This window comes from Photobacterium sp. GJ3, assembly GCF_018199995.1.
Taxonomy (GTDB): Bacteria; Pseudomonadota; Gammaproteobacteria; order Enterobacterales; family Vibrionaceae; genus Photobacterium.
The window spans coordinates 3,378,315-3,391,170 of record NZ_CP073578.1; the positions used below are offsets into that span (position 1 = coordinate 3,378,315).

Annotated in this window: 12 protein-coding genes; 8 read left to right on the forward strand and 4 right to left on the reverse strand. The window is 53.7% G+C overall.

The genetic code is table 11. The features are described from left to right. Positions 1-5 precede the first annotated feature (5 nt). Genes gyrB through dnaA form a run of 4 tightly spaced genes read right to left on the reverse strand, consistent with a single transcriptional unit; the run spans position 6 to position 6,016 of the window. Positions 6-2,417, reverse strand: coding sequence for a DNA topoisomerase (ATP-hydrolyzing) subunit B (gyrB, locus tag KDD30_RS15790; RefSeq protein ID WP_211646677.1), 2,412 nt, complete (start codon positions 2,415-2,417; stop codon positions 6-8). Between the two features lie 19 nt (positions 2,418-2,436). Further along, positions 2,437-3,516, reverse strand: coding sequence for a DNA replication/repair protein RecF (recF, locus tag KDD30_RS15795; protein WP_211646678.1), 1,080 nt, complete (start codon positions 3,514-3,516; stop codon positions 2,437-2,439). Between the two features lie 3 nt (positions 3,517-3,519). Continuing rightward, a complete protein-coding gene (dnaN, locus tag KDD30_RS15800) occupies positions 3,520-4,620 on the reverse strand; it encodes a DNA polymerase III subunit beta (protein WP_211646679.1) in 1,101 nt (366 codons plus the stop codon). 1 nt (position 4,621) lies between these two features. Further along, positions 4,622-6,016 (reverse strand): chromosomal replication initiator protein DnaA, encoded by a 1,395-nt coding sequence (dnaA, locus tag KDD30_RS15805; RefSeq protein ID WP_211646680.1) that lies wholly within the window; start codon positions 6,014-6,016, stop codon positions 4,622-4,624. Positions 6,017-6,364: 348 nt separating this feature from the next. Here dnaA and KDD30_RS15810 point away from each other — a divergent pair, with 348 nt between their 5' ends. The 8 genes from KDD30_RS15810 to mnmE all read left to right on the forward strand — a co-directional run bounded on the left by KDD30_RS15810 (position 6,365) and on the right by mnmE (position 12,766). Then, entirely contained in the window at positions 6,365-7,120 is a 756-nt protein-coding gene (locus KDD30_RS15810) for an amino acid ABC transporter substrate-binding protein (RefSeq protein ID WP_211646681.1), read from the forward strand. 122 nt (positions 7,121-7,242) lie between these two features. Beyond that, positions 7,243-7,914 (forward strand): amino acid ABC transporter permease, encoded by a 672-nt coding sequence (locus tag KDD30_RS15815; protein ID WP_211646682.1) that lies wholly within the window; start codon positions 7,243-7,245, stop codon positions 7,912-7,914. Further along, complete coding sequence (locus KDD30_RS15820; protein WP_211646683.1) at positions 7,911-8,681, forward strand: amino acid ABC transporter ATP-binding protein; 771 nt, start codon at positions 7,911-7,913, stop codon at positions 8,679-8,681. Before KDD30_RS15815 ends, KDD30_RS15820 begins: the two co-directional genes overlap by 4 nt. Before the next feature lie 203 nt (positions 8,682-8,884). Then, a complete protein-coding gene (gene rpmH / locus KDD30_RS15825; protein ID WP_081669218.1) occupies positions 8,885-9,019 on the forward strand; it encodes a 50S ribosomal protein L34 in 135 nt (44 codons plus the stop codon). A gap of 14 nt (positions 9,020-9,033) precedes the next feature. Beyond that, complete coding sequence (rnpA, locus tag KDD30_RS15830; protein ID WP_211646684.1) at positions 9,034-9,390, forward strand: ribonuclease P protein component; 357 nt, start codon at positions 9,034-9,036, stop codon at positions 9,388-9,390. Continuing rightward, positions 9,357-9,614: a membrane protein insertion efficiency factor YidD gene (gene yidD / locus KDD30_RS15835; RefSeq protein WP_211646685.1), complete on the forward strand. Its 258-nt coding sequence runs from the start codon at positions 9,357-9,359 to the stop codon at positions 9,612-9,614. Before rnpA ends, yidD begins: the two co-directional genes overlap by 34 nt. A gap of 2 nt (positions 9,615-9,616) precedes the next feature. Continuing rightward, positions 9,617-11,260 carry a membrane protein insertase YidC gene (gene yidC / locus KDD30_RS15840; RefSeq protein WP_211646686.1) on the forward strand — a complete coding sequence of 548 codons (1,644 nt, stop codon included), beginning with the start codon at positions 9,617-9,619 and terminating at the stop codon, positions 11,258-11,260. Positions 11,261-11,398: 138 nt separating this feature from the next. Further along, on the forward strand, positions 11,399-12,766 hold the full coding sequence (gene mnmE, locus KDD30_RS15845; RefSeq protein WP_211650114.1) for a tRNA uridine-5-carboxymethylaminomethyl(34) synthesis GTPase MnmE: 1,368 nt from the start codon (positions 11,399-11,401) through the stop codon (positions 12,764-12,766). Positions 12,767-12,856 lie beyond the last annotated feature (90 nt).

The window sequence follows — 12,856 nt, forward strand, 5'->3', positions numbered from 1 at the left end:
AGCGGTTAAACATCCAGATTTGCGTTCAATGCATTTTCTTCAATGAACTGACGACGCGGTTCAACATGGTCACCCATCAGTGTGGTAAACAGCTCATCCGCTGCGACCGCATCATTGATGGTTACCTGCATCATCCGGCGTGATTCAGGATCCATCGTGGTTTCCCACAACTGATCCGGGTTCATCTCACCCAATCCTTTGTAGCGCTGACGGCTCAGACCACGGCTGGAATCTTTGATCAGCCACTCCAGTGCTTCATTGAAACTGGAGACCGGTTGTTTACGCTCGCCACGTTGAACAAAGGCCGATTCTTCCAGCAGATCACACAATGCTTCCGACAAGTCAGCCAGTTTGCCGTACTCTTTCGAATGCAGCAGATCGTAACTGAGCGGGTACTGGTAATCGACACCGTGCGTTCGAACCACAATCTTCGGCAACCAGACATGATGTTCTTCGTCCTGGAACACCTCATAACCGTAATGACTTTCGCCGGTTTGCTTCTCGTTCAGCGCATCCACAACAGCCTTCACCCAGGCTTCCACCTGCGCCTGATCAGCCAGTTTCTCGTCACTCAGACGTGGCTGATAGGTCAGCTCATTCAGCAGCAGTGTCGGGTAACGACGGCTCATGCGTTCAACCAGCTTCACCACACCATTGTACTGCTTCACCAGCGTTTCCAGCGCCATCCCGGAAATTGCCGGCGCCGTTTCACTGGTAAACAGAGAGGCATTTTCCAGAGCCAGAGCAATCTGGAACTGGCTCATGTCTTCATCGTCTTTGATGTACTGCTCTTGCTTCCCTTTCTTCACTTTATACAGCGGTGGCTGAGCAATGAAGATATGGCCACGCTCGATCAGTTCCGGCATCTGACGGTAGAAGAACGTCAGCAGCAGCGTTCGGATGTGCGAACCATCGACGTCGGCATCGGTCATGATGATGATGCTGTGATAACGCAGTTTGTCCGGGTTGTACTCATCCCGGCCGATGCCACAACCCATCGCAGTGATCAGCGTTGCGACTTCCTGAGAAGACAGCATTTTGTCGAAACGGGCTTTTTCAACGTTCAGAATCTTACCTTTCAGCGGCAGAATCGCCTGATTCTTCCGGTTACGACCCTGCTTGGCAGAACCGCCTGCAGAGTCACCCTCCACAATGTAGAGTTCAGACAACGCCGGATCTTTTTCCTGACAGTCGGCCAGTTTGCCCGGCAGGCCAGCCAGATCCAGTGCGCCTTTGCGGCGGGTCATTTCGCGGGCACGACGTGCCGCTTCACGGGCACGGGAAGCATCGATAATCTTGCCGCAGACAATCTTGGCATCGGTTGGGTTTTCCAGCAGGTATTCACTCAGCTTCTCACCCATGGCCGACTCAACCGCCGGTTTCACTTCGCTCGACACCAGCTTATCTTTGGTCTGGCTGGAGAATTTAGGATCCGGCACTTTTACCGAAACCACAGCGGTCAGACCTTCACGGGCATCGTCACCTGAGGTCGCCACTTTGGCTTTCTTGGTATAGCCCTCGGCATCCATGAAATTGTTCAGGGTACGGGTCAGTGCACCGCGGAAACCGGCCAGGTGGCTACCACCATCGCGTTGCGGAATGTTGTTGGTGAAACAGTAAATGTTTTCCTGGAAGCTGTCGTTCCACTGCATCGCAACTTCAACGGAAATACCGTCTTCACGTTCAAACGCAAAGTGAAACGCTTTCGGGTGAATTGGGGTTTTGTTCCGGTTCAGGTGCTCCACGAACGCACGGATCCCGCCTTCATACTTGAAGTGATCCTGCTTGTTATCGCGCTCATCAATCAGCTTAATCGACACACCAGAGTTCAAAAACGACAGCTCACGCAGACGTTTGGCCAGAATCTCGTAATGGAAGGTGGTGTCCGTGAAAATCGTATCACTTGGCCAGAAACGAATCCGGGTCCCAGTCCGGTCTGAATCCGCAATCACACCCAGAGGCGCCTGCGGCTCACCCAGATGATAAATCTGCTGGTGGATATGGCCATGACGGTGAATCGTCAGTTCCAGCTTGTCAGACAAAGCGTTGACCACCGAAACACCCACCCCGTGCAGACCGCCGGAGACTTTATAGGAGTTATCATCAAACTTACCGCCGGCGTGCAGAACAGTCATAATGACTTCCGCAGCCGACACCCCTTCTTCCGGGTGCATATCGGTTGGAATACCACGACCGTCATCGCTGACAGAAACTGAACCGTCTTCGTGGATTGTCACCACGATATCTTCACAGTGACCAGCAAGAGCCTCATCGATGGAGTTATCGACGACCTCAAAAACCATGTGGTGCAAACCTGTACCGTCATCCGTATCGCCGATGTACATCCCCGGACGCTTACGTACCGCATCAAGACCCTTTAATACCTTGATACTTGATGAATCGTAATTGTTGGACATTGAGTTACTCTCGCTTTATTTATCCTGCGGTTATTTTACCCTGTTCGACATGAAACATCTTGCCCTTTTCGTCCTTCATGTCACCCAGTTGCTCCTCGCTGATGGCACTGATGACCACCTGAGCCTGCGTATCGTGTAATCCTTTCGCCAGCAAAGCCCGCTTCCCGCTATCGAGCTCAGAAGCAAAGTCATCGATCAGGTAAAGGCATTGCTTGCCGGTTGCCTGTCGCAGCTGTTGCCCCTGCGCTAACCGAAGGGCACACATTAGTAATTTCAGCTGGCCCCGGGACAGTACATCATCCACTGGCATGGCCGACACCTTCAGGCGGAGATCGGCTTTATGCGGGCCACTGACGGTGTACCCCAGCTGGAGATCCCGCTCAAAGTTCGCCGCCAGTAATTCTTGATATGGAGTCGTTTTTTCCCAGCCCCGGTAGTAACCCAGCTGGATGTCATACTCCGGCAGAAAATCTGCACAGAATGCGGCTGCCTGCTCTCGCAGCGCGGCAACATAATCGGCTCGCCAACCGTCAATGGTTTCTGCCAACAGAGACAATTCCTGATCCCAGTAGCTGAGTTCCCGGTAACTGCGGGCGGTTTTCAGTAAGGCGTTGCGCTGTTTGGTTAACCGCTTCACGCGGCTCCAGGCCTGATAGAATCGGGGTTCCACGTGAAACACGCCCCAATCGATAAATGCGCGGCGAAATTTCGGACCGCCCACCATCAGCTCAAAACCTTCCGGCGTGATCAACTGCAGCGGCAGAATCTGCGCCAGTTGTGCAACTTTCTGGCCAGCCTGGCCGGCTATTTTAACCTGTGTCGTCCCGTCCCGCTGCTTTTGAATGCCCAGCGGTCGCTCCAGATCACTCTCTGTCCGGACACGGCCATGCAACACCAGTTCATCCTGACCATGTCGGATAATCCGGCTGGTCAGGTGACTGCGAAAGGAGCGGCCATGGCCAAGGAAGTAAATGGCTTCAAGCAAACTGGTTTTCCCGCTGCCATTGGCACCGACCAGAAAGTTAAAGCCATCGGACAAGGTGAGATCACAGGCTTCAAGATTACGAAAATCTTTGACTATAAATCGCGTCAGCGCCATGGGTTACAGCCGGATCGGCATCACCACGTACACGGCATCACTGTCCGCGACATCTTCGATCAGGGTGCTGGCCGTGGCGTCTGTCATCGAAATCCGGACCTGATCGCACTTGAGCGTATTCAGCACATCCAGGATGTAACTGACGTTGAAGCCAATCTCCAGTTCATCGCCCTGAAAATCAACATCCAGTACTTCTTCTGCTTCTTCCTGCTCCGGGTTGTTCGCGGTGATTCGCATCTCGTTGTTTGCGAGATTGACCCGCACTCCGCGGAATTTCTCGTTCGACAAAATAGCCGCACGGGAAAACGCCTGACGCAGTTCATCGCAGCCCGCCTGCAGGAACTTACTACTGTTTTGCGGCAAGACCCGGCGATAATCCGGGAAGCGACCATCCACCAGCTTGGAGGTAAAGATGAAGTTGTTGACCACTGCGCGCAGGTTAGACTGACCAATCTGCAGCACGACCTCGGCATCCGGAGTATCGAGCAGGCGAACCAGCTCCATCACCCCTTTACGAGGCAGAATAATTTGTTTGCCGGGCAGCTCACTTTCGGTGTCCACCGTGCAGACCGCCATCCGGTGACCATCAGTCGCCACCGATCGCAGCTGTTTGCCGTCGGTTTCCAGCAGCATGCCGTTCAGGTAGTAACGCACATCCTGATGGGCCATGGAAAACTGAGTGCTTTCGATCAACTGGCGAACCTGCCCCTGCGCCAGATGCAGTTCGACTTCGCTTTGCCAGTCTTCAATATTGGGGAAATCATTGGCCGGCAAGGTTGTGAGTGAGTAACGACTCCGGCCAGAACGCAGTAATAACCGGTCGCCCTGTAATTCAATCTTCAACTGAGCACTGTCGGGTAAGCCACGACAGATATCGAGAAACTTCCGCGCTGGAACCGTCACCGCACCCGGCTCCCATTCGCCGTCCAGCACCAGTTTGGCGACCAGCTCGACTTCAAGATCCGTTGCGGTCAGCGACAATGCACCCGCGTCAACTTTGAGCAGCAGGTTTCCCAGAATCGGCAGCGCCGGACGACCGCCCAGCGCACCATTGACCTGCTGCAGCGGCTTAATGAGATGTTCTCGTTCAACGGTAAATTTCATATTAAGACGACAGTGTCCTGATCAGGTTAGAGTAATCTTCTTTAATATCATGGCTTTCTTCACGCAACTGCTCAATCTTACGGCAGGCGTGCAGCACTGTGGTGTGGTCGCGTCCACCAAACGCATCGCCGATTTCCGGCAGACTGTGGTTGGTCAGCTCTTTCGCCAAGGCCATCGCCATCTGGCGCGGACGGGCTACAGAACGGGAACGACGCTTGGACAGCATATCAGCCATCTTGATTTTATAGTACTCAGCCACTGTCTTTTGAATGTTATCAATGGTGACCAGCTTTTCCTGTAAGGCCAGCAAATCGCGCAGCGCTTCACGGACAAAGTCGATGGTAATTGCACGACCGGTAAAGTTCGCGTTCGCGATCACCCGGTTCAGCGCCCCTTCCAGTTCCCGAACATTCGAACGCAGGCGCTTGGCAATAAAGAAGGCCACTTCGTCGGCCAGACGAATATTGTGGTCCTCTGCCTTTTTCATCAGGATCGCGACCCGGGTTTCCAGTTCCGGCGGCTCAATCGCTACCGTCAGTCCCCAGCCGAAGCGGGACTTCAAACGATCCTCCACCCCACTGATTTCACGGGGATAGCGGTCCGACGTCAGGATGATTTGCTGGTTGCCTTCGAGCAGCGCATTGAAGGTATGAAAAAATTCTTCCTGAGAGCGCTCTTTGTTGGCAAAGAACTGAATGTCATCGATCAGCAGCGCATCGACGCTGCGGTAATAACGTTTGAATTCTTCAATGGCGTTGTTCTGCAGGGCTTTCACCATGTCCTGCACGAAACGCTCGGAATGCATGTAAACCACTTTGGCATTGGGTTTACGATCCGCAATCGCATTCCCGACCGCATGCAGCAAGTGCGTTTTACCCAAACCCGTGCCGCCATACAAAAACAGCGGGTTATACGCTGCGCCCGGGTTATCCGCCACCTGACGGCAGGCTGCGAGACCCAGCTGGTTCGATTTACCCTCAACGAAGTTGTTGAAGTTATGTTTGGGATTCACATTCGATCGATACCCTTTTGCCGATTCAGGCTGTACCGGTGACGGTGCAGGCTCCCAGGTCGGGGACGGTGGATCGATCCGGTCGTCTGCTGCAACAGTGGCCACGGCCGCAGTTGGCTGAGGCGGCGGTGCGGTCACCGGCTTGCTGCCCACTTCAAAGCGCAGCATCGGCGCATCGGCGCCGCAGAAATCGTTCAGCAGCCGATTGATACTGTTGAGGTACTTGTCCCGCACCCAGTCCAGCACAAAACGGTTCGGGGCGAACAAGGTCAAGGTGTTGTCGTTTAACTCGGCCTGTAGCGGACGAACCCACATGCTGAATTCCGTGGCAGGGAGTTCTTCCTGAAGGCGTTGAAGGCACTGCAGCCAAAGCGAAGATGACAAGTTCGACTCCACATTGAATAACGAAAAAACGAAAAGGGACGCAATTTTATACCTGCTGGCGAAGGATCTCCAGCAAAGAGATCCCAGATCCAGTGAATAAGATCGAAGTTATTCACACAGATCCCACAAGCGTGGGCCAGATCAACACAGTTTAGCCGACCCTTACTCACAGTTGTTTACACAATGTACAGGATCCTGGGCTTGAGGCTGAGTGAATTTTCACCACACCTGAAATTCACGCTCTATAGTTATTACAAATAACTTTTAGTTATTTAAGCATTGTTCTTACTGACAAGTAGGATGATATGAATAACCCGATAAAAACAGCATCATCCTAGGAGTAGACAGATGAAAAACTGGGTCAAAGCATCTTTTACCGCACTGGCACTGGGCCTGACTGTCAGCCAAGCAGCATTTGCTGCCACAGACGTGAAAGTCGGCATGTCCGGCCGCTACTTCCCGTTCACCTTCGTGAAGCAGGATGAACTGCAGGGCTTCGAAGTCGATCTGTGGAACGAAATTGGCAAACGCAACGATTATAAAGTGGAGTTTGTCACCGCAAACTTCTCCGGTCTGTTCGGTCTGCTGGAAACCGGTCGTATTGACACCATTTCCAACCAGATCACCATTACCGATGAGCGAAAAGCCAAGTACCTGTTCAGCGATGCCTATGTCATTGATGGCGCGCAGCTGGTGGTGCGTAAAGGCAACGACACAATTAAGAATACGACCGATCTGAACGGTAAAACCGTCGGTGTTAATCTGGGTTCAAACTACGAGCAATTACTGCGCGGGCTGGACAATGCAGATCAAATCACCATCAAAACCTACGACACCGGCATTGAGCACGATGTCGCACTGGGCCGCACCGATGCCTTCGTGATGGATCGCCTGTCTTCTGTGGAGCTGATCAAAAAAGCAGGTCTGCCACTGGAACTGGCCGGTTCTACGTTCGAGACAATAGAAAATGCCTGGCCATTCCTGAACAACGAAAAAGGCCAGAAGCTGCGTGATGAAGTCAACACAGCGCTGAATGCCATGCGTGAAGACGGCACACTGACCCAAATCTCACAAAAATGGTTCGATGCTGACATTACCCGCTAATTTCTGACAAGAAACCCTGCCATTTCAGGTCACCATCCTTATACTACCAGTAATCTCAAGACTCACCTTTCCGGTGGGTCTTGTCACTTTTGTTATTCATACGCCACGGAACACATATCCCTATGGGCTTCGATTTTGATTACATGCTGTCGCTCATGCCGATTCTGCTCAAGTATCTGGGTACGACCATGGGCATGGCTGTCTGGGGACTGATTTTTGCGCTGATCATTGCGGTCTCTCTCGCACTGGTTCGGGTTTATCGCGTGCCGGTGCTGGATCAGATCAGTCAGGTTTATATCAGCTTCTTTCGCGGCACACCGCTGCTGGTGCAACTGTTTCTGCTGTACTACGGGCTGCCTCAGGTCATGCCTGTGCTGGTTGGGCTGGATGCCTTCAGTGCTGCGGTTATCGGCCTGAGCCTGCACTTTGCTGCCTACATGGCCGAAAGTATCCGGGCCGCAATCATCGGCGTCGATCACAGCCAGCGCGAAGCCAGTCTCTCAATTGGTATGACCGAAATGCAGGCCATGCGCCGCATTATCCTGCCGCAGGCAACCCGGGTCGCACTGCCTTCGCTGATGAACTATTTTATCGACATGATCAAATCCACCTCGCTGGCCTTTACGCTGGGCGTGGCCGAGATTATGGCCAAAGCTCAGATGGAAGCCTCTTCCAGCTTCAAATTTTTTGAAGCCTTCCTGGCTGTGGCCCTGATTTACTGGGGCATCGTGGTGATCCTGACCCGCATTCAAAACTGGGCAGAAGTGAAACTCAACAGGGCGTATGTACGATGATTCAGTTGCACAACTTCAGCAAGCGCTTCGGTGAAAACACCGTCTTCTCCGGCATTGATCTGGCCATCAAGCAAGGTGAGATCGTCGTTATCATCGGCCCGTCCGGCACCGGCAAGTCCACCCTGCTGCGATGCATTAACTTTCTGGAAAAAGCCAACAGCGGTCACCTGACTATCGACAATATCCATGTCAAAGCGCCGGTCGCGACCGCCAAAGACATTCTGGCGATCCGCCGGAAAACCGGCTTCGTGTTTCAGAACTACGCCTTATTTGCGCATCTGACCGCCCGTCAGAACATTGCCGAAGGCCTGATCACCGTCAAAGGCTGGAAAAAGCAGGACGCCTACGACAAGGCACAGCAAATCCTGGATGACATCGGCCTGGGTGATAAAGGAGACAGCTATCCGGCAGCGCTGTCCGGCGGCCAGCAGCAACGGGTCGGCATTGGCCGGGCTATGGCACTCAACGCTGAGTTACTGCTGTTCGATGAGCCCACCTCAGCGCTGGATCCGGAATGGGTTGGCGAAGTGCTGAATCTGATGAAAATGCTGGCCACCCGCAATCAGACCATGCTGGTGGTCACGCACGAAATGCAGTTTGCCCGCGAAGTGGCGGATCGCGTGATCTTTATGGCGGACGGCATGTTTGTTGAGCAAGGATCACCGCAGGAAATCTTCTCCAATCCACAGGATCCGCGACTGAAGAAATTCCTGCGCCAGGTGGGGATCCAATCAGGATCCTTGCACTTAGCTAAACACCCAGTATAATTCAGCGCCCGGGTTTGGCCGTGAAAAACAGGCGAAAAACCGGGTCTGAAAAGGTGGCGAAATATTGACTCGAAGCGGGTCAGTGATTACAATTCCGCCTCTTTGTGGACTTGAAGGGTTATTGATAACCCGTTTGGTGTCTCGCAAGAGAGACCCAAAGCACACAAAAACTTAAAACTGATCAGTAATTTTAAGGTAAAACCATGAAACGCACTTTTCAACCTTCAGTTCTAAAGCGCAAGCGTACTCACGGCTTCCGTGCACGCATGGCAACGAAGAACGGTCGCGCTGTAATCAACGCACGTCGTGCGAAAGGCCGTAAGCGTCTGTCTAAGTAATCACCACGATTATTTTGAATAAGTACGCTTTTTCTCGGGAGTTACGTCTGTTAACTCCCGAAGATTACAAACACGTCTTCCAGCAAGCGCACAGTGCTGGCTCTCCTCACTTAACCATTCTGGCCCGAAAAAACACCCAGAACCATCCAAGGCTCGGGTTGGCAGTCCCCAAAAAACAAATCAAAACCGCTGTAGGCCGAAATCGTTTTAAGCGTCTGGCACGGGAACGTTTCCGTCTCAAACAACACGATTTACCTGCAAAGGACTTTGTGGTGATCGCCAAAAAAAGTGCCGGTGAACTGAGCAACGCCGAACTGTGTCAGTTGCTAGATAAGCTATGGCATCGCCTGTCTCGCCCTTCGCGCGGCTAGTCGTCGGACTGGTCCGCTTTTACCAACTGGCAATCAGCCCGCTGATCGGGCCACGTTGTCGTTTCACCCCCACCTGCTCCCAATACGCGATCGAAGCGGTAAAAACCCATGGAGCAATAAAAGGTTGTTGGTTCGCGGCGAAACGTCTATTAAGATGTCACCCTTTGACTCACGGTGGTTACGACCCCGTTCCGCCAACCCAGGATAACGACAGAGAACATTAACGATGGATTCCCAACGCAATATTCTGTTAATTGCCCTGCTGTTTGTATCTTTCCTGCTGTTTCAGCAGTGGAATGCCGACAACAGCCCGCAAACTCAGAACCAGACAGCTGCGCAAAGCGCGACGACTCAGGGCGATGTACCGTCACATGCCAGTGACAGTGCGACGATTCCGGGGCCAAGCAATTCCGACAAGCTGATCCACATCCGCACCGATGTGCTGGATCTGACTGTTGATACCCTGGGTGGTGATATTGTTGAAGCCAAACTGCTGGCTTATGACAACGAACTGGACTCTTCTGATCCGTTCGTTCTGCTGAAAAATGACCCAGCGCACCAGTATACGGCGCAATCAGGTCTGATCGGTCCAAACGGTATCGATTCCACCGCTGGCCGTGCCCAGCTGCACGCTGATCAAAAAGATTATGTCCTGGCCGAAGGTCAGAACGAACTGCGTGTCCCGCTGACATACAGCAAAGACGGCATCGAATATACCAAGACTTTCCTGCTTCAGCGCGACAGCTATGCGCTGGAAGTGTCTTACACCATCGACAACAAATCTGACAAACCAGCAACCGTACAAATGTATGCGCAGCTGAAGCAGACACTGATGGATGACGGTGGCAGCCTGACCATGCCGACCTATCGTGGCGGCGCATTCTCTACCGACGAAGAAAAATACAAGAAGTACAGCTTTGATGACATGGCAGACAAGAACCTGAATCTGTCCATGGAGAAAGGCTGGGCTGCAATGATGCAGCACTACTTCGTGACCGCTTGGATCCCGACACCGCTTCCTGAATCAACTGATCAGAGCGTACAAGGCCCAACGCACAACCTGTTCTCTCGTACCGGTCAGGGACAAGGCTACATTGGCGTGCGGATGCCAAGTGAAACCGTAGCACCGGGCGCAGGCGTGATGACCACCGCGAAACTGTGGATCGGTCCGAAACTGCAAGACAAACTGGAAGCCACCGCAGACAACCTGGATCTGACCGCCGACTACGGCTGGTTGTGGTTCATCGCGAGTCCGCTGCATAAGCTGCTGTCGCTGATCCACGGCTTTGTGGGCAACTGGGGTATCGCCATCATCATCCTGACCTTCATTGTTCGTGGTGTGATGTTCCCGCTGACCAAAGCACAGTACACCTCTATGGCAAAAATGCGCATGCTGCAACCTAAGCTGCAGGCAATGCGTGAGCGTTTCGGCGAAGACCGTCAGCGCATGAGCCAGGAAATGATGGAGCTGTACAAGAAAGAGAAAGTGAACCCGCTGGGTGGCTGTCTGCCACTGCTGCTGCAGATGCCGATTTTCATCGCTCTGTACTGGGCGCTGATGGAATCAGTCGAGCTGCGTCACGCACCTTTCTTCGGCTGGATCCACGATCTGTCCGCACAAGACCCGTACTACGTGCTGCCGATTCTGATGGGTGTGACCATGTTCCTGATTCAGAAGATGAGTCCGACCACAGTGACGGATCCGATGCAGCAGAAGATCATGACCTTCATGCCTGTGCTGTTCACCGGTTTCTTCCTGTTCTTCCCATCCGGTCTGGTACTGTACTGGCTGGTGTCGAACATCGTGACGCTGATTCAGCAGTCCATCATCTTCAAACAACTGGAGAAGAAAGGCCTGCACAGCAAGTAAGCCTGCTTCCCGAAGATGAGACCAAGGCGGCCAACCGGGCCGCCTTTTTGTTTCCTGCGCCATCGCCGGCTCACAGAGTTGGCTATCCTGTAAACACTGATTACAATGGCGCCCACGCCAATTGACGAAGCATTCATGATGACACAGACGACCGACACTATCGTTGCTCAGGCCACCCCACCGGGACGGGGCGGGGTCGGCATTATCCGCGTTTCCGGCCCGCTGGCGGGCCAGGTGGCTGAAACCGTCACCGGACGCTCACTCAAGCCCCGTTACGCTGAATATCTGCCGTTCCGCGCCGCAGACGGAACCGCGCTGGATCAGGGCATTGCCCTGTACTTCCCCAATCCGAACTCTTTTACCGGGGAAGACGTGCTGGAGCTGCAAGGCCACGGCGGCCCGGTCCTGATGGACATGCTGATCAAGCGCATCCTGCAAATCGACGGTGTTCGTCCGGCCCGGCCGGGTGAGTTCTCAGAGCGGGCTTTCATGAACGACAAACTGGATCTGGCGCAGGCCGAGGCCATTGCCGATCTGATTGACGCCAGCAGCGAGGAAGCCGCCAAGAGTGCATTTCAGTCGCTGCAGGGTGCTTTTTCAAACCGGGTCAATGATCTGGTCGAAGCCCTGATCCGTCTGCGCATTTATGTGGAAGCAGCGATTGACTTCCCGGAAGAAGAAATTGACTTCCTCAGTGACGGCAAAGTCAGCGCTGATCTGGATGCGGTGATGGCACAGCTCGACGCCGTGCGCCGCGAAGCCAATCAGGGCGCGATTATGCGCGAAGGCATGAAAGTCGTGATTGCCGGGCGGCCGAACGCAGGCAAATCCAGCCTGCTCAATGCCCTGTCCGGCAAAGACAGCGCCATTGTCACCGACATTGCCGGCACCACCCGTGATGTCTTGCGCGAGCACATCCACATTGATGGCATGCCACTGCACATCATCGACACTGCCGGACTTCGGGACGCCAGCGACGAAGTCGAGCGCATCGGCATTGAGCGGGCCTGGGATGAAATCCAGCAGGCAGACCGCGTGCTGTTTATGGTCGATGCCACCACCACAGATGCGACCGACCCGGCAGAGATCTGGCCCGATTTTATCGAGCGCCTGCCCGACAGCATGGGCCTGACGGTGATCCGCAACAAAGTAGAGCTGACCGGTGAAACCGCCGGGATCTGCCATGTCAGCCAGCCCACCCTGATCCGCCTGTCGGCCCGAACCGGGGACGGCGTGGAAGCCCTGCGCGAACACCTCAAAGCCTGCATGGGCTTCGCCGGAACCACAGAGGGCGGCTTCATGGCCCGCCGTCGCCATCTGGATGCACTGGAACGCGCTGCGACGCACCTTGACACGGGCAAGGCACAGCTGGAAGGTTACATGGCGGGCGAAATCCTGGCTGAGGAACTGCGTCTGGCTCAGCAACACCTGAGCGAAATTACCGGGGAATTTACCTCCGATGATTTGCTGGGCCGCATCTTTACGTCCTTCTGTATCGGGAAGTGAAGTAACTTACCAATCAGCGAAACGCGGTAAAACCCTTCAAAACACATCAAATAAGCATCTGTTTTTAATGATTATTTTTTATTTTTGTTT

Bases quoted from the DNA above. Each gene is read 5' to 3' on its own strand.
- KDD30_RS15820 (WP_211646683.1), top strand. From the start codon at position 7,911: ATGATTCAGTTGCACAACTTCAGCAAGCGCTTCGGTGAAAACACCGTC.
- dnaN (WP_211646679.1), bottom strand. From the start codon at position 4,620: ATGAAATTTACCGTTGAACGAGAACATCTCATTAAGCCGCTGCAGCAG.
- mnmE (WP_211650114.1), top strand. From the start codon at position 11,399: ATGACACAGACGACCGACACTATCGTTGCTCAGGCCACCCCACCGGGA.
- rpmH (WP_081669218.1), top strand. From the start codon at position 8,885: ATGAAACGCACTTTTCAACCTTCAGTTCTAAAGCGCAAGCGTACTCAC.
- KDD30_RS15815 (WP_211646682.1), top strand. From the start codon at position 7,243: ATGGGCTTCGATTTTGATTACATGCTGTCGCTCATGCCGATTCTGCTC.
- gyrB (WP_211646677.1), bottom strand. From the start codon at position 2,417: ATGTCCAACAATTACGATTCATCAAGTATCAAGGTATTAAAGGGTCTT.
- yidD (WP_211646685.1), top strand. From the start codon at position 9,357: ATGGCATCGCCTGTCTCGCCCTTCGCGCGGCTAGTCGTCGGACTGGTC.
- KDD30_RS15810 (WP_211646681.1), top strand. From the start codon at position 6,365: ATGAAAAACTGGGTCAAAGCATCTTTTACCGCACTGGCACTGGGCCTG.
- recF (WP_211646678.1), bottom strand. From the start codon at position 3,516: ATGGCGCTGACGCGATTTATAGTCAAAGATTTTCGTAATCTTGAAGCC.
- yidC (WP_211646686.1), top strand. From the start codon at position 9,617: ATGGATTCCCAACGCAATATTCTGTTAATTGCCCTGCTGTTTGTATCT.